The organism is Anaerorudis cellulosivorans (assembly GCF_025943985.1).
In the GTDB taxonomy this organism is placed as follows: Bacteria; Bacteroidota; Bacteroidia; order Bacteroidales; family Dysgonomonadaceae; genus Anaerorudis; species Anaerorudis cellulosivorans.
Window position 1 is genome coordinate 16,771 of sequence record NZ_JAPCWE010000003.1, and the last position, 17,259, is coordinate 34,029.

General features: G+C 42.2%; 15 protein-coding genes. 6 read left to right on the plus strand and 9 right to left on the minus strand.

Features of this window, described 5'->3' with window-relative positions; genetic code table 11:
• Window positions 1-14: 14 nt before the first annotated feature.
• A complete protein-coding gene (locus OLM34_RS01890) occupies window positions 15-2,165 on the plus strand; it encodes a GH92 family glycosyl hydrolase (RefSeq protein WP_264404856.1) in 2,151 nt (716 codons plus the stop codon).
• A gap of 118 nt (window positions 2,166-2,283) precedes the next feature.
• Here the strand turns inward: OLM34_RS01890 and OLM34_RS01895 are convergent, their stop codons facing one another.
• The 7 genes from OLM34_RS01895 to panC form a co-directional block, all read right to left on the minus strand.
• Window positions 2,284-3,537, minus strand: a complete 1,254-nt coding sequence (locus OLM34_RS01895) for a Y-family DNA polymerase (protein ID WP_264404857.1) — start codon at window positions 3,535-3,537, stop codon at window positions 2,284-2,286.
• Between the two features lie 124 nt (window positions 3,538-3,661).
• A complete protein-coding gene (locus tag OLM34_RS01900) occupies window positions 3,662-4,096 on the minus strand; it encodes a LexA family protein (protein WP_264404859.1) in 435 nt (144 codons plus the stop codon).
• A gap of 179 nt (window positions 4,097-4,275) precedes the next feature.
• Window positions 4,276-4,776, minus strand: a complete 501-nt coding sequence (locus OLM34_RS01905) for a PEGA domain-containing protein (RefSeq protein WP_264404861.1) — start codon at window positions 4,774-4,776, stop codon at window positions 4,276-4,278.
• A gap of 300 nt (window positions 4,777-5,076) precedes the next feature.
• Window positions 5,077-7,074 (minus strand): NAD-dependent DNA ligase LigA, encoded by a 1,998-nt coding sequence (ligA, locus tag OLM34_RS01910; protein ID WP_264404862.1) that lies wholly within the window; start codon window positions 7,072-7,074, stop codon window positions 5,077-5,079.
• 45 nt (window positions 7,075-7,119) lie between these two features.
• Window positions 7,120-8,145 (minus strand): hypothetical protein, encoded by a 1,026-nt coding sequence (locus OLM34_RS01915; RefSeq protein WP_264404863.1) that lies wholly within the window; start codon window positions 8,143-8,145, stop codon window positions 7,120-7,122.
• An 11-nt stretch (window positions 8,146-8,156) separates the two neighbouring features.
• The gene (gene panD / locus OLM34_RS01920; RefSeq protein ID WP_264405064.1) at window positions 8,157-8,510 is read right to left on the minus strand and encodes an aspartate 1-decarboxylase; all 354 of its coding nucleotides are present in this window, start codon (window positions 8,508-8,510) and stop codon (window positions 8,157-8,159) included.
• Entirely contained in the window at window positions 8,510-9,367 is an 858-nt protein-coding gene (gene panC, locus OLM34_RS01925) for a pantoate--beta-alanine ligase (RefSeq protein ID WP_264404864.1), read from the minus strand. The genes panD and panC overlap by 1 nt, the downstream gene beginning before the upstream one ends.
• Before the next feature lie 216 nt (window positions 9,368-9,583).
• On the opposite strand from panC, the gene OLM34_RS01930 reads away from it, so the two are divergent.
• Together OLM34_RS01930 and OLM34_RS01935 are read left to right on the plus strand one after the other, a co-directional pair.
• Window positions 9,584-10,399 carry a glycogen/starch synthase gene (locus OLM34_RS01930; RefSeq protein WP_264404865.1) on the plus strand — a complete coding sequence of 272 codons (816 nt, stop codon included), beginning with the start codon at window positions 9,584-9,586 and terminating at the stop codon, window positions 10,397-10,399.
• Window positions 10,400-10,478: 79 nt separating this feature from the next.
• Entirely contained in the window at window positions 10,479-11,825 is a 1,347-nt protein-coding gene (locus OLM34_RS01935) for a DUF4270 domain-containing protein (RefSeq protein ID WP_264405065.1), read from the plus strand.
• Between the two features lie 82 nt (window positions 11,826-11,907).
• On the opposite strand, the gene ruvB is transcribed toward OLM34_RS01935, so the two are convergent.
• Window positions 11,908-12,942 (minus strand): Holliday junction branch migration DNA helicase RuvB, encoded by a 1,035-nt coding sequence (gene ruvB, locus OLM34_RS01940; protein WP_264405066.1) that lies wholly within the window; start codon window positions 12,940-12,942, stop codon window positions 11,908-11,910.
• A gap of 53 nt (window positions 12,943-12,995) precedes the next feature.
• On the minus strand, window positions 12,996-13,916 hold the full coding sequence (gene queG / locus OLM34_RS01945) for a tRNA epoxyqueuosine(34) reductase QueG (protein ID WP_264404866.1): 921 nt from the start codon (window positions 13,914-13,916) through the stop codon (window positions 12,996-12,998).
• Between the two features lie 93 nt (window positions 13,917-14,009).
• On the opposite strand from queG, the gene OLM34_RS01950 reads away from it, so the two are divergent.
• From OLM34_RS01950 to OLM34_RS01960, 3 genes are read left to right on the plus strand one after another with little or no spacing between them, the layout of a single operon-like run.
• A complete protein-coding gene (locus OLM34_RS01950) occupies window positions 14,010-15,461 on the plus strand; it encodes a lipopolysaccharide biosynthesis protein (RefSeq protein ID WP_264404867.1) in 1,452 nt (483 codons plus the stop codon).
• A gap of 2 nt (window positions 15,462-15,463) precedes the next feature.
• Window positions 15,464-16,357 (plus strand): FkbM family methyltransferase, encoded by an 894-nt coding sequence (locus OLM34_RS01955; RefSeq protein WP_264404868.1) that lies wholly within the window; start codon window positions 15,464-15,466, stop codon window positions 16,355-16,357.
• Window positions 16,342-17,250: a glycosyltransferase family 2 protein gene (locus tag OLM34_RS01960; protein ID WP_264404869.1), complete on the plus strand. Its 909-nt coding sequence runs from the start codon at window positions 16,342-16,344 to the stop codon at window positions 17,248-17,250. Before OLM34_RS01955 ends, OLM34_RS01960 begins: the two co-directional genes overlap by 16 nt.
• Window positions 17,251-17,259 lie beyond the last annotated feature (9 nt).

Below are 17,259 nucleotides of genomic sequence, written 5' to 3' on the forward strand. Positions count from 1 at the left end.
AAAGGGATAAAGTCGTGAAAAAGATATTCATATCCGTTTTAATTTCAACACTAATATCGATAACGGTCTGCGCTCAAGAAAAACAATTGACCAAGTACGTGAATCCGTTTCTCGGAACAGCTACGCTGTGGAATCCGGAAGATCTGGGATATGTGAGATCAATAAAGGAGCGTACCTGGGGAGCAGAAGTCTTTCCCGGAGCCTCATTACCTAATGCGATGGTTCAGGTAAGCCCTGTCACCCAATTTCGCAGTGGAGCAGGTTATCAATATGAGGATACGGTAATTTATGGATTTACCCATACCAATAAGGGACACTGGAACTTGCTTCATATCCCTTTGCTTCCGGTAACGGGACCAATATCTCCAAGCAATTATTGCTCAACTTTCAGTCATAAAAATGAATCGGCTCAACCCGGTTATTATCAAGTATTTTTGCAACGATATGGCATCAATGCCGAATTGACTTCCACACTCCGTTGTGCATACCACAAATACACTTTCCCGCAAGGGGAAGAAATGGAACTTGTGGCCGATTTGAGCCGTGCCAATAATCGGGTAAAAGACTGGAATATTAATCAGATAGGCGATTGTGCGTTTGCAGGATATCAGGATGCGGACGAAAAAATGTATTTCTATGCATCCTGCAATTATCCGGTAATGGACATTCGTCAGCTAAAAGACAGTGTACGCGAAATTTCACTTGTAAGTTTTCGAAATGCCGACATGAAACTACCTCTTGAACTCAAGATTGGCTTTTCGTTCGTCAGTATCGAAAACGCCAAAATGAATCTCGAGAAAGAAATGATGCATAAAAACTTTGATCAAGTTAGAAATGAAGCCAATGAAACATGGAATAAGCTGCTTTCAAAAATAATTGTGGAGGGTGGAACCGACCGTCAAAGAGGAATATTCTATTCCTGCTTGTATAGATCGTTTCTATGGCCTGCCTTACGTAGCGATATCAATGGCGATTTTAGAGATGCCAAAGGTAATATTGCAAACGAAGGATTTCGCTACTATACCGATCCTTCCTTTTGGGACGACTACAGAAACAAATTGATTTTGTTGGGAATATTATCTCCTGACGTTACGGTTGACGTCATCAAGTCTATTACCGATCGGGGAGAAAAGAAAAACGGTTATATGCCTACATTTTTTCATGGCGATCATGCCTCAGTTTTTGTAGCCGGTTCGTATCTGCGAGGATTAAGAGGATTTGACCTGAAACGCGCCTATAAGCTCCTGTTGAAAAACGCAACTGTTCCCGGAAAAGGCGGAAGACCTTACCTGGATGAATATATGGAAAGAGGATGGATTGCAGAAAAAGATACAACGAATGTTCGTACGTGGGAGGAATATAAAGCTGCAGTCACCAAAACTGTCGAATATGCTTATGACGACTATGCAACTGCATTAATAGCAAAGGAACTCGGCGACCAAGACAATTACGATTTATTGATGAAACGTTCATCTAATTATAAAAATTTATTCGATCCGAGTACCGGTTTTTGGAGGGGACGAATAGACAATGGCCAATGGATAAAAGATTTTGATCCCTATTATCCTTATTATGCCTATATGTATCGAGAAGCCAACGCTTGGCAATCCTTATTTTATGCACCTCACGATCCTCAAGGAGTGATTGCACTTTATCCAAGTCCAACAGCCGTTGAACAAAAACTCGATTCGTTGTTTTCAGAACCGTGGAGAGGATATGAAGCTCATAACATGACCGGCTTTATCGGAAATTATTGTCACGGGAATCAACCGGATCATAGTATACCATACCTGTATTATTTTGTTGGCAAACAGGAAAAAGCTCAACATATATTAGACAGCATTATGAACCGCTTCTACGACATGGGATCCGATAAACTTGCTTATGCCGGCATGGATGATGCGGGAGAAATGTCGTCATGGTATGTATTCAATGCAATCGGGTTATATACCTTTTCACCCGCCGACCCTGAATATATTATTACTGTCCCGTTATTCGATAAAATCAAAATTTCGATGGACAAGAATAAAACAATATCGATTATAAAAAAGGGGAAAGGCAAAAAGATTAATAAAATTCTGTATGCCAATAAAAAAATAGATGGGTGGTTTATTTCTCATGATCAACTCGTTCAAGGTAAGGATCTGGTAGTTTATGTTGAATAAATATCGCGCTTTCTCTATCCTAAGTATTATAGGATTCATAGGATTGGAAAGATTGGAGAGAGATGCAGACGCATAGAAGTAGCGTAGGATTTATAGGATTTGCAGGATAGAGGAAATCTTATATTTCGACGACGAGAATATCGCGAATATTGGTGGTGTATTGACGGGAAAGGTGTTCCTGGCGCATCTGGTGGCGGGTGAAATCCTGCACTCCCAGACGAACAACGTCTTTATGGTACTTGCGGTTTATCGCATCCATTTTCTCCATCAGTAACTTGTGCTTGGGATTCGAATTTAAGAACAGTGAAGGCTGATAACGGTCGGCATCCTCAAAATCCATCAGTATAACGCCTGCCCGCTTGTAAAGAAATTGTTCCTTATAGATTTGTTTCAGACCACCGACGGCAAATTTGGCCAACTCAAGAGTGGAATCGGTAGCAAAAGGAAGCCTGACCAGGATACTTGGATTATATTGCATTTCCTTCCCCTTGAAACGGTTCGTTTCGAGGAAAACCATCACTTTTCGGCAAAGCGACTGCTGAAAGCGCAGCTTTTCGGCACACATGCTCGTGAAAGTTACGATGCGTTCCCTGATTTCTTCAACATCGCCCTTGTCGGCATCGAAGGTTCGCGTAATGGCAATACTTTGTCTTTTTTCGGGCAATTCCATCGGGATGGAAGGGATACCGTTCAACTCTTTTTGGAGACTCAATCCGGTAACAGTCATGTATTTCTGTACCCACGATGGAGACAGATTGACAAAATCCCACGCTTTGCGCACACCTATGGCACGAAGTTTGGCGGCATTTCTTCGGCCAATGCCCCAAACATCTTCTATATCGAGCCATTTCAGGGCTTTGATGCGCTTTTCTTCGGTGTCAATCACATGACAACCGTCTGTTCGTCCAGGAAACTTCTTGGCAATTCGGTTGGCTGCCTTAGCCAACGCCTTTGTGGGTGCAATGCCAATGCTGATGGGGATGCCCGTCCATTTCTCTACATGGGCTCTCATTTTCAGACCGTACTCCCGAAAATCGATGCTCATGCCGGAAAAATCCAGAAAACATTCGTCGATGGAATAGATTTCCTGCTGCGGACTGTAGCTACTCAATATCGACATTACCCGCCTGCTCATATCTCCATACAAGGGAAAATTAGCCGAAAAAACACCCACACCTCGCCTTTCAAAGACAGCCTCGTATTGATAGGCAGGAGCGCCCATCGGGATACCCAGCTTTTTGGCTTCGTTGCTGCGGGCAATAACACAACCGTCGTTGTTGCTGAGCACCACAACGGGTTTGCCCATGAGCGACGGGTTGAACACCCGTTCGCAGGAAGCGTAAAAATTATTGCAATCGATAAGAGCGTACATATCTATGTTTGCAAATCAATATAATATAGCAATAATATTTCGAATGAATGCTGAAGATGACTACAGAGTGCATTAAAACGGCTGATCACTATCAAAAAAACAGACGGACATAAATTACAGTACTTCAGTGTTTGCGAATGGAATAGCGGACAATTCCCCAAACAAAAACCCCTTGTTCGTAGTTCACCTCAATTAAGGGAAAATCTTTGTTCGAAGGCACCAGAAAACATTTGCCGTTGTTTATTTTAATGCGCTTCAGGGTGAAAGCTCCGTCCACGTAGCAAAGGGCAATTTTGTTCTCCTCCCACTCGAGGCTTCGGTCGATAACAAGCAGGTCTCTATCTTTAAAGTCATTATCCATCGACGACCCCTTGACGCGTGCAAGAAATGTAGATTCTTTATGCTCGATCAGCAATTCGTTAAGGTCGATGCTGTCGGTTACGAAGTCTTCGGCTGCCGAAGGAAAACCGGCCGCAATATCTCCCACAAACGGAATTTTCAATTCCGATATTTCGGGACGAAGAATCTCTATGATCTGGGTATTTATCGCTTCACTCATGCAGCAAATATAATTGTTTTTTCGTAACAAATGTACTGCTTTTTCGAGTGTACTCGAATGTTTTTCATGAAATGAGACGGGTCACCACTTCTTCTTCTCAAATCGCCAATGGAGTGAATAAAAAAAATTTAGCGTGTATGAAGCAAAATAGCCCCCTACACGCTATCAATTATCCGATTTTAATTTACTCTGACTAAATGCGACTTCCAACTTTCCTGAATATCGTTAATATCAACGATTTTCATTTCGGCATCAGCAATGTTTGCCGACTTTTCCAGTGTTTCTTTCAGATAATCGGTTTCAATTTTCCACATAGCTCCTGTTGCCGGATCAACAATAAGCATACCTATAAGTCCCCCAAACAGTATATTGCCAAAATACCAACCATCAATCTTAAATGTTACGGGTACAACTTTATCTTCGCATCCCGGACTCGAAAACTTAACTTGATATTCGGCTCTGGTGAAAAAGCCTGAACCTGCTTTTAATTTTACTGTTGCAGGTGTATTTCCTAAAAATACTTCTTTACCGTTTTTGTCGGTAATGCTCACTTTAGCATTATTGGGCTCACTCTCGATAGAAAGAGGATATGTACTTTTGCTTACAATGGTTGCACAACTCGATAAAAGGATTGTTCCGACAATAAAAATGATCGCGGTTTTAATATAACGACTTTTCATGTTTATCTTATTTTATTTATTTGATTATAAATCTATACCCTACTCGTAAGGCTTTTCGGTTCGCCCTGTTTTTTTCATTGGTTTGCGGTTTCCAATTTTTAGTGTGGTTTATGTTCAAACACTTTTTTAAGAGTCGTCATAATACATTTCCGGCGGTCTTCTTGTTTCCATCTTTCGTTACGCCATTATTTCATCCCTTTATTTCATGATTTATATTGCCGTCCAAAGTTAATTACTCTTTTTTAAAATCATCAAAAACTATTTAATTTTTTTCAGATTTAAAAGGGTATTGATAAAACCTTATTCAATCATTTTAAGAAATTCTTCTTCGGTGATGATTTTTATACCAAGTTGATTGGCTTTTTCCAGCTTGGCAGGCCCCATATTTTCTCCTGCAAGAATATAATCGGTATTTTTTGATACCGAACTACTTACTTTACCACCGTTTTGCGCAATAAGAGCTTTATACTCGTCTCGCGAATGAAACTTAAATATGCCGCTGATAACGAATGTTTTGTCTTTTAGTTTATCGGTTTTGGATGTAAGGCTTTCCTGATTCAGAGAAAATTGCAATCCGTGTGAGCGTAATCGTTGTACAAAATCGCGAAACTTAGGATTGGCAAAGTAATCTTTCACACTTTGGGCAATACGCTCGCCTATTCCGTCAACAGCCATAAGATCTTCCAACGATGCCTGTTCCAATGCATCAATGGAGGGAAAAGCTTGAGCAAGTTTCTGCGCAACCGTTTCGCCCACATAACGAATACCTAGAGCAAACAAAACCCGTTCGTAAGGAACCGATTTCGACTTTTCGATACTATTCAGCAAGTTGCGGGCACTGGTTTCGCCCCATCGTTCAAGGTTGACCAGATCTTCGAACTTCAACTCATACAAATCGGCAGCATCTTTTATCAACCCTTTTTCATATAACAAGTCGATGGTCTCGGGTCCCATGTCGATATTCATGGCCTTGCGCGAAACAAAATGCTCGATGCGTCCTTTAATCTGTGCCGGGCAACCTTCCATGTTCGGACAATAGTAAATGGCCTCATCTTCGTCGCGTACCAAAGGTGTACCACATTCGGGACAAAATTTGATAAATTGCACTTTTTCGCCATCCTCAGAACGGGCCTCTTTCTCGACTCCTGTAATTTTGGGGATAATCTCGCCACCCTTTTCCACATATACCATATCGCCGATATGCAGATCAAGTGCATTGATCATATCTTCGTTGTACAAGGAAGCGCGCTTTACCACAGTACCCGACAACAACACAGGCTCTAAATTGGCTACAGGAGTCACAGCACCCGTTCGTCCTACCTGAAAAGTAACCGACAAGAGTTTTGTCAGGGCTCTTTCAGGATTAAATTTGTAGGCTATTGCCCAGCGTGGAAATTTTGAAGTAGCTCCCAAACGTTCCTGTTGCTTCAACGAATCGACTTTCAAAACTACCCCATCGATGGCAAAAGGAAGATTTTTGCGCTCTTTATCCCAATACTTGATGTAGTCAAAAATCTCTTCCAATGTACTGCACCTTTTCATCTCGTGGGAAACACGAAATCCCCATTTGCGGGCAGAAGTCAGGTTTTCGAAATGACTGTCGGTAGGCAATTCGTCGCCCAACAGATAATAGATAAACGATTCCAACTTGCGTTGAGCAACCACTCGCGAGTCTTGCAACTTAATAGTGCCGGCAGTAGCATTGCGCGGGTTGGCAAAAAGCGGCTCTTCCTGTTCTTCCCGCTCCTTGTTCAACTCCTCAAACACCTTCCACGGCATGATGATTTCGCCCCGTGCCTCGATGGACGAAGGAGCATCGTCGCCCCTAAGGACCAGCGGGATGCTCCGTATGGTACGCACATTATCGGTTACATCGTCGCCCCTTCTGCCGTCGCCACGCGTCACGGCCCGTATCAATTGTTTATCCTCATAAATCAACGAGATGGATACCCCGTCGAATTTGAGCTCGCACACAATCCCAACCTCTTCATTCAGCAAACGTTTTACCCGATTATAAAAATCGGTTACCTCACCCGGAGAATAAGTATTTTGCAACGATAACATGGGATAGCGATGTTCCACTTGTTCGAAGTTCTTGTTGATATCGCTGCCTACCCTCACGGTCGGCGAATTAGGATCGTAATATTCGGGATATTGGGCTTCCAGTTCCATCAATCGATGCATGAGGCGATCGTATTCGTAATCGGAGATGACGGGTTGTGCAAGAACATAATAATAATAATCGTGTTCACGGATTTGCCTGCGTAATTCCTCGATTTCTTCTTTGGGAGTTTTCATCGCTATATTTTAAGCTATAATTAAATAGTGAGAGACGAGAGATGGTTAGGGAACGTCGTTGCCGATATCAACCGAAACGTTCAGCATTTGTTGAAAAAACAACTTGCCTTCGGAAAAATGCAGGTTGATATTTAATCGCACTTTGGTTCTCCGCGTTTCCGCAAACCGAATATACCATTCGCTTTCAGCATACGATTTTCCCCTCAAAAACGGAGTACCCCAATAGAGATCGCCCCCGAAAGTTTCGAACAACCGCATCCGCGGATCGCCCACATAGAATGTATTTTGTGTACCTATGCCATGATATTCGGCATTGAGGCGGGCTATAAACCCTACCGGTTTAAACAATCTGCCTTCAATGTGACGATCTCTCTCGTATCCCATCAATATTCCTGCCGAAACCATTCCTCCAACTGTTCCGGGATTGTCATACTGCAATCCCACAGATGCCTGCAACTGCATATTTTCACTTACGCCCCAATCAGGTGTCGAAGGACGGGTATTCGCATAATGAAACATATACGATTGAAAATCGGCAAAAAATAATTCATGGGCAGCTTTTCCCGAAAAACCGATAAAAAAATTCTCACGTGTGGTGGGTGTGGCATATCCGGTCCAATCCATCCATGCGTCAAAAAAATTATCCCTGCTGCCTATCCGAAAAAATACACCCTGAATAAGCGGGAGAAAATGATTGACGGAATCGTTGAAAAAAAAAGTATTGTAATTAGAGAGGACATCTTTTCGTGGAAAGGCGCCTGCACGGAAAAGAATTTTCGGTGTTTGATATTGGTAATAAAGCGTAACGTCGACCTTATCGATTGCTTTTTTCATTCCGGGGATTTTCAGCAAATTCACTCCTCCGTAAAGAGCGTGAACAGAATCCCACTTCACACTTCCGATGGGATTGAGCCATATGCCGTTCATTGTTTGTGAACCAACGAAAGACGATCCGGAATATTCGGTATTGTCGAAAAAATATTCGAATCCCGCTTTCCAACGATATTCTTGAGCATTAACAAGAAATAGCGAAAAAAGCATCAACGCGGCAGACAAGAACAATCGTTGCACAAGCAAAAATATTACCTTTTTATTTTGTTCGTTTTTTCCTCTACCTTAACAATGGTAGGTTTAAAGGCTTTGGCTTCTTCAAGCGTCATTATGGCATAACTCATAATAATCACGATATCGCCCTTTTGTACTTTGCGAGCAGCAGCACCGTTCAAACAAATTATTCCCGATCCTCTTTCTCCGGGTATCACATAGGTTTCGAAACGTTCGCCATTATTGTTGTTCATTACGGAAACCTTTTCGTTAACCAACATGTTGGCTGCATCAATAAGATCTTCATCGATGGTAATGCTGCCTTCATAATTAAGATCAGCATCGGTAACGGTTGCCCGGTGAATTTTCGATTTCAATACTTCAATATACATCATTGGTTTTCAATTTTTTTATATGAAATGTTATCAATCAATCGCACATCACCACAAAATACGGCAATGCACCCTACCACGTAAGCCGAATCGTTCCAATCCGAAACAGCCTGCAATGTGTTTCCATCTACTATATCAAAATACTCGACGCGCAAGCCGTCGATTTGATTGATTCGGTTAGTCACAAAATCAAGAGTTTCCTGTATGCTTTTTTCGTTAACGAAATCGGTACTTAGGCGCAAACTTCGATAGATTTCGGCCGCCTCTTGGCGTTGCTCTTCCGATAATCGCAAATTGCGACTACTCATGGCCAAACCGCTCGTTTCGCGAACGATAGGAACACCCACAATTTCAACCGGTATGGCCAATTGTCGCACCATTTCACGCACAATAGCCAGTTGTTGGAAATCTTTCTCTCCAAAATAAGCTCTGGTGGGCTTTACGGCATAAAACAATTTGCTCACAATCTGTGCAACGCCATTGAAATGCCCGGGACGAAAACGGCCTTCCATGACTTTATCCAGCATCCCGAAATCGAAAACGCGCGTATCCGGCTCGGGATACATTTCTTCTACCGAAGGAACAAAAGCAACGGTAACCCCTATACTCTCGAGCAACGCACAATCGGCATCCGAATTGCGGGGATAAAGACGAAAATCTTCTTTATCGTTAAATTGGGTGGGATTGACAAAAACGCTGACCACTGCCACTTCATTCTCTCCGACACATTGTTTCACCAATGCAGCATGCCCTTGATGCAATGCGCCCATCGTCGGCACCAAACCTATCGATTTTCCCTTATCCCTTAAAGGTTGGAGAAACCGATCGAGATCAGCAACAGTCTTTATAATTTCCATTTTTATACATTGTCAGAAAAACATGCAAAGCAACAAAATTTTTGTCACATAACGAAACCTCTTCCCCATTATCTTGTCTTTCTGTCGACTATCATTTTTTAATAAAAATGATAAATCCCTGAAAATAAGGTAATAAGAAAAACAATCTCGATTTATTTTGTTATTATGCGGATTTTTTTTATTATCTTTGTACTGAATTTTAGATATATAGCCAAAATGAGTCAGAAAAAAGTTTTATTTATTTCACAGGAGATTTACCCATACTTACCGGAAACACAAATTTCACTTACTGCCAGAAATTTACCGCAAGCCATACAGGAACGGGGGCATGAAATACGCACTTTTATGCCTAAATACGGCAATATCAATGAACGACGCAATCAATTGCATGAAGTGATTCGTCTTTCGGGAATGAATCTTATTATAGACGATACCGATCACTCACTCATCATCAAAGTGGCATCTATTCAACCGGCGAGAATGCAGGTTTATTTTATTGATAACGACGATTTCTTTCAAAGAAAAGGAACCGTAGTAAACAAAAATGGTGAAGAATATGACGATAATGCCGAGCGCAGCATTTTCTTTATCCGCGGTGTAATGGAAACCATCAAGAAACTCCGATGGATACCCGATATCATTCATTGCCACGGATGGATGACAGCGATAGCACCTCTTTATATTAAAAAGGGATATGCCGACGATCCCTGTTTTACTAACTCAAAAGTAATTTATTCGGTTTATGATAACGGTTTTAAAAAAGAGTTTCAACCCGATTTCCCAAAAAAATTGAAATTTGATACACTCGGCGACAAAGAAATTGAAGAATTAACCAAACGTGGCATATTCGATTTTAACACATTGACCAAATTGGCAATTGACTATTCGGATGGAGTGGTGCAAGGAAGTGAAGAAATACCGCATGAAATAAAAAATTATATTGCCGATAAGAAAGTTAATTTCTTGGATTACGAAAAAGATTTTAACAAAAGTGTCGAGGCAATCGAAAATTTCTACGAAGAACTCGAATAAAAGTTTTCGCGTCTGCCATTTTTTTATCCCGTTATTTTTTCGGATATTTGCGCAGTTAAAAAACAAATTTTTGAAACGGATGAAGCTCCAACCCTTGTATAAACTGTTTTTTATCTCGAGCATGATAATGGCAATAGCGACATCGTGCGACGACACGCTCAAAGAAATAGGATTTACCATTCAACCCGGAAAAGACCGGATAACGGTGGGTACCGATACCCTTGCTCTACAAGCCTCCACAGTACAGGTCGACAAAATATTTGCAAAAACAAAAAATCCCATACTTGGCGAATATATCGATCCTCTTTTTGGAACCATAAAATCAGACTATGTAGGCGAATTTTACTATCCCGAAGGGGAATCGTTTCAGTCGGGAGCAGTCATCGACTCGGTAAGACTATCACTTTTTTTTGATTCCTGGGTAGGCGATTCGCTCGCACCGATGGAAGTATCGGTATATGAGGTAACCAAAACATTGCCATCTTATTATTATACCGATTTTAACCCCCAAAACTATGTTTCTCCTACCCCATTGGGTAAGACACTGTTTACTGCAGCCAATCTGGAACTGTCGGAAGACGAAAAAACCCAAACCGATTATCGAATGGCTGTAGTGAATCTGCCCGACTCGCTCGGACAACGCATGTTGGACAACCCCGATAGACTCATCGACACGGAAACATTCAAGGAATTCTTTAAGGGATTATATGTAACCACTACATTTGGAACAGGAACCATAATTAAAGTTGCCTATACCTATTTTGTAGTACATTACCACTATCCCGGTAAAAGTTCGACTACCGGTGTGGATACCACGTTTACCGATTATATACGGTTAAATTTTTCTCCTGAAGTAACCCAGATTAATTCCATACAAAACAAGAACAATCAGCTGTTGATTCCGGATGATACGGAAACCCATATAAAAAGTCCTGCCGGAGTGAATACGGAAATCGTTTTCCCGTTCTCTCAGATCTCGGATAAACTCCAAGCGCAAGCGTTAAATCAGGCCAACCTGAAAATATATGCCATTCCGGACGATCAAACCAACCTGAAATTCAAGCTAAGTCCGCCCAATTATCTATTGCTGATCAACAAAGACTCGTTGCAGGGTTTCTTCGAAAAACGAAAAATGCCTGATAATATCACCTCTTTCTATACGAGCTTCAATAAAACAGAATATTCCTATGATTTTTCCAATATCTCGGCATTGATAAATCATTACAAGGAAGTAAACAAGGGAGAAATTCCCGATTTAACGTATTATTTGATCCCTGTAGACATTACCTTTACGTCGCAATCCGATTATTACAGCCAAACATATCAGATTCCTACCAATTTCTATAATTTGATGACCCCTTCGGCCGTAACATTGAGCAAAACCAGTAAAGATTTAAATTTGAAATTGATATTCAGCAAATTCTGAACAGTACAATTACCCCATACATAAAAAAGCTGCCTATCGAGCAGCTTTTTTTAGTTGAAACGGTAGTCCATAAAATGAATATCTATATATCGGAGAATAGGGAGCTTTGTTTTTCTGTTCGTTTTCGTCCCAAATGGGTATAGGCTAACTCAGTTGCTTCACGTCCGCGTGGTGTGCGTTTGATGAAACCCTCCTTGATAAGAAAAGGTTCGTATACTTCTTCAATGGTTCCGGCATCGTCACCCACGGCAGTAGCAATGGTGGTAATGCCAACGGGTCCGCCTTTGAACTTATCGATAATGGTCAATAAAATTTTATTGTCGACTTCGTCCAGTCCATATCGATCGATATTTAATGCTTCCAACGCATAAATGGCAATGTCTTTATCGATTTCACCGGAACCTTTAACCTGAGCAAAATCGCGTACGCGGCGCAAAAGTGCATTGGCAATACGCGGTGTGCCGCGACTTCGCGAAGCAATTTCTTCTGCTGCATCATGGGCACATGCAATCTGTAAAATAGTTGCCGACCGCAACACAATGCTCGCAAGCGTTTCGGCATCGTAATACTCTAAATGCAAGTTGATGCCAAAACGTGCGCGAAGCGGACTGGTGAGCAAGCCGCTTCGGGTAGTGGCACCCACTAGGGTAAACGGATTGAGTTCGATTTGGATGGATCGCGCACTGGGACCCTTATCGATAAGAATATCGATTCTGTAATCCTCCATTGCACTGTACAAATATTCTTCCACTACCGGCGAGAGACGATGGATTTCGTCGATAAACAACACATCGTTGGGTTCAAGCGAAGTGAGTATCCCCGCCAAATCGCCCGGCTTGTCGAGAACGGGACCGGAAGTAATCTTAAACCCCACTCCCAACTCATTGGCAATAATATTGGAAAGGGTGGTTTTCCCCAATCCCGGAGGTCCGTGCAAAAGCACATGATCCAATGGTTCGCCACGCATACGGGCTGCACTGACAAAAATTTTCAGATTTTCAACAATCTTGTCTTGCCCGCTGAAACTGCTAAACGACAAGGGTCGTAAAGCGTTTTCGAACTCGCGTTCCGTTTCCTGAAGATCCCGGTTATTTCGTATATCAAAAGTATCTTCCATCATTTTTAGCGTTTACAAAGATAACGATTTATCCCAATTTCAGGAAACGATCGCTATTTTTGTGCCAACCTGCGCAGTGCTTGTATATTCCGTTTCAACCCTTGAAATTTTGCTCTCTTCACCGCCGAACCCCGAAATATCCGCCGAAAAGTTTCCTCATCCATTTCCTCTAGGTTATCCTGATTGAGCGATAAAAATTCGTCCGAAGGGAAAAATTCGGGCGTGCGGTGGGGAACGGCAAAACGATTCCACGGGCAAACCTGTTGACAGATGTCGCATCCATACACGTTATTCTGCAAACAGGGAATAAGTGTCGGATCGATCTCTCCCTTATTTTCGATGGTTTGGTAGGAAATACACTTACCGGCATTCAGCCAATACGGTTTTTCGAGAGCACCCGTCGGGCAGGCATCCAAACACCTGCGGCAATTGCCGCATGAAAGTTCCAGCGGCTCGTCGTAATCGAGTTTCTTATCGATAATAAGCTCGCCCAAAAAGAAATACGATCCTTTTTTCGGAATGATGAGCAACGTGTTTTTCCCGATAAAACCCAAACCCGCACGCTCAGCCCAAAAACGTTCCAATACAGGTGCGGAATCCACAAAATAGCGACCCCGAACTTCCGGGTAACGAAGGCGAATGAATCGGAAGAGTACTTCCAGCTTGTTTTTCATCACATCGTGATAATCCTTGCCATAAGCATAGTAGGCAAACTGCGGCACGTGGGATGGCAATTTCCGGTGAGGATAATAATTCAACGCAACCGAAATAATGGATTGGGCACCTTCGACTAACAGAACAGGATTGAGTCGTTTTTCGATATGGCGTTCCAAATAATCCATGCCGGCATGACATTTTTCCGAGAGCCACTGCACATAATGCTCCTCCTCTCCCGTATCGCCGGCAGGACAAATTCCGCAGGCATCAAAACCCAACGATAAGGCATACGCCTTTATTTCTTCCGAAAAACGCATGAAATCTTTTAATCGAATTCAAAAATAGCGATAAATTCCATAACATTAAAAAAGTTACGTATTTTTGCAAACAAATCGGTTTGAAACGGTTCAATGGGAAAATCGACACTGAAAACGAAAACGGTCTCCTCTCTTTTTTGGAGTTTTCTCGACAAATTCGGGCAACAACTCATTTATCTTGCAAGCAGTATTGTGTTGATGAACATTGTGCCTCCCGCCGAATACGGCTTGATTGGCGCTCTCAATGTTTTCATTGCCTTCTCCGGGCTACTCATCGACAGTGGTTTTGCCCGTGCGTTGCTCAACCGCAAAAACCTCACAGAAACGGAATACAGTTCGGTTTTTTATTTCAATATTGCCCTCAGTCTCGTCTTGTATCTCATCTTGTTTCTTGCCTCGCCTTTTCTTGCCGATATTTTTCATGAACCCCGCATCGAACCGGTATCGAAAGTCCTCTTTCTTTCGTTCGTTTTCACGGCACCCGGCCTTATTCAGCAAACACTGCTGATAAAAAAGGCCGACTTTAAAGGCCTGACAAAAGTGAATATTGCCGCCTTGCTCATCGCAGCAAGTATTGCCATTGCAATGGCAGTCAAAGGATACGGCGTATGGTCGCTCGTGACGCAAAACGTTGTTTACGGATTTTTTCGTACCGTTTTCTTGTGGATCTATTCGAAATGGCGCCCCATCGCCCGTTTCAGCATAAAAGTGCTGAGCTCGTTCCTGGGATTAAGCAACAAATTGTTGCTTAGCGGATTAATCGGCGCTGTGTTTAACAACATTTATCCCTCGATCATTGCCTTTTTCTATCCCAATTCCATGAATCAGGTAGGCTATTATGCCCAGGCCAACAAATATCAGGATATCCCCTTCAGTATCCTGTCCAATACGTTTCGTTCCGTTTCCATGCTCATCCTCTCCGAAATCAATCAACAAATCGAGCGATTGAAACGGGTGGTTAGTAAAATGATGAAATCGCTTGCTTTTTTGGTTTTTCCTCTCGGCCTGTATATGATTATTGCAGCCGAACCCGCCTTTGCCTTTCTTTTCGGAAACAAATGGGATGCCGCTGTTCCCTATTTCAAAGTTCTCTGTCTGGGAGGAATGCTTTCTCCTTTTTCGTACATCCTGAACGAACTGTTTATCGCACGCGAGAAGGCCGATTTTTTTCTGGGAGTGGAAATCGCCAAACGAATCATCCTGGTGTTGCTCATTTTTCTGTTTTTCAGACAAGGCATTATGGGACTGGCCGTAAGCTGGGTAATCTATATGGCAATCACACTCCTCATTTCGCTCACCTTATCTCGAAAGCTCATTCGCTATTCTCTTGTTGATTTTCTGAAAGATGTGCTACCCTACATGCCTACAGCTCTTGTGAGCGTGGCTATCGGCTATGCAGCAAGTCGGGCAATACACAATAGCTTTCTCTACCTGTTGGTCAGCGCCACAATTGCAGGAGGAAGCTACTGGCTGATGTGTAGATTGCTGAAACTCGAAATGACCAAAGAACTCGGCGAATGGTTTTCATCAAAAAAAGAAAGATAACAATGAAAAATTATATACAACAAATTGATTATAAAATATGCTCTTTTTGTAAAAGCAGGATTCATGCCCATAAGCTAAATAAACTCAGAAAAACCATTTTAACGTATTATCGCCATCATCCTACCACCAACGAAGAAATAAATTTTGCGGTCGACTACCTTTCAAGCCATTCGTTGACAAGTTTCTTCGGTGCTTTTCAAGAACAATATCGCGCAGAAGAAGTGAGGGTTTACCGTGATCCGTCAAACGAATTACCTTATGTAACGATCAACGACAAAAGATTATATTTCAAACGCTCATATAATAAATACACTGTCCAATTGGTATTCAACGGCCTACGCATTGAGCAAGATCAAAATTCTCCTCATTGTTACACCGACAAAAATTTTAATGTCGAAAAGGGGGATATTTTAGCTGATATCGGTTGTGCAGAAGGCTTTTTTTCTTTGCTTAATATAGAGAAAGTAGAAAAAGTGTATCTTTTTGAACAAGATCGCTGTTGGATTGAAGCACTGAAAGCAACTTTCGCACCCTGGAAAGAAAAAATAATCCTCATTCCCCAATTTGTGTCTGACAAGACTACCGATTCTGAAATACGACTGGACGATTATTTTCATGGGAAAAAAGACAAACCCACGTTTTACAAAATTGATGTTGAAGGTGCGGAAACAGCGGTTCTCAACGGAATGAAAAGTATACTGAAACAACCGCTACTAAAAATCGCTTTATGCACATATCATCATGCAGAAGATTTTGAGAAGTTTAGTCGGTTGTTGAAAGAAAACGATTTCACGTATCGCCCTACTAACGGTGTAATGATCTATCAAAACGATATAGATAACATGCAGCCGCCCTATTTCCGTAAAGGTTTAATTAAAGCATGGAAGAAAAAATAAAAGTTTGTGTCATCATCGTATCCTATAATTTTGAACCATGGATACCGCTTTGTCTGCCATCGGTAAAAGCCTCCACCTTACCCGCCACGATTGTGGTGATCGACAATGCTTCGCAAGACCACACCTGCGAGATCATCCGTTACCAATATCCCGACGTGGTGCTGATGAAAAACAGCCAAAATCTCGGCTTCGGAAAAGCAAACAACCAAGGAATGAAGTATGCATTGGAAAACGGTTTCGACTATGTTTTTCTTCTCAATCAGGATGCACGACTACATCCCCGAGCACTGGAAACGCTGATTCTTGCAGCAACGGGCAACACAGACTACGGTATCCTTTCTCCTGTTCATCTCAATGGAACCGGCGACCGGCTCGATTTCGGTTTTGCCGAATACACCCGATTAACAAGCAAAGAAGAAATCGAACAGTTGCCCAACGAAATAACGGAATGTCTCTTTATCAATGCGGCCATGTGGCTTATTCCAACATCGGTAATAAAAGAAATTGGCGGTTTTGCCCCTATTTTTCCCCATTACGGCGAAGACCGCAATTATGCCCAACGGGTACGCAAAAACGGCTACCGCGTGGGTTTTGTAAAGTCGGCCATCGGTTATCACCACCGACAACAAAGGAAAGTTTCACCCAACGCCTATTTTTACTCGGAGTACATCTATTTTTTAACCGAAGCCGTCAATCCCTTCTATTCCTACTTCAAAGCATTTGCTTACAGTATTCTTGCTGCCGTCAAAAAAGCGTTTGTATCCCTCTTCAAGGGAAAAATCTACATCTTCGCAAAATATATGAACATTGCTTGCCGTTTGATTATCCAAACACCCGCCATTTGCCGCACCCGCAAAGAAACCTTAACGCCGGGAGCCCATTATTTGTACTAGAGCTGCCGG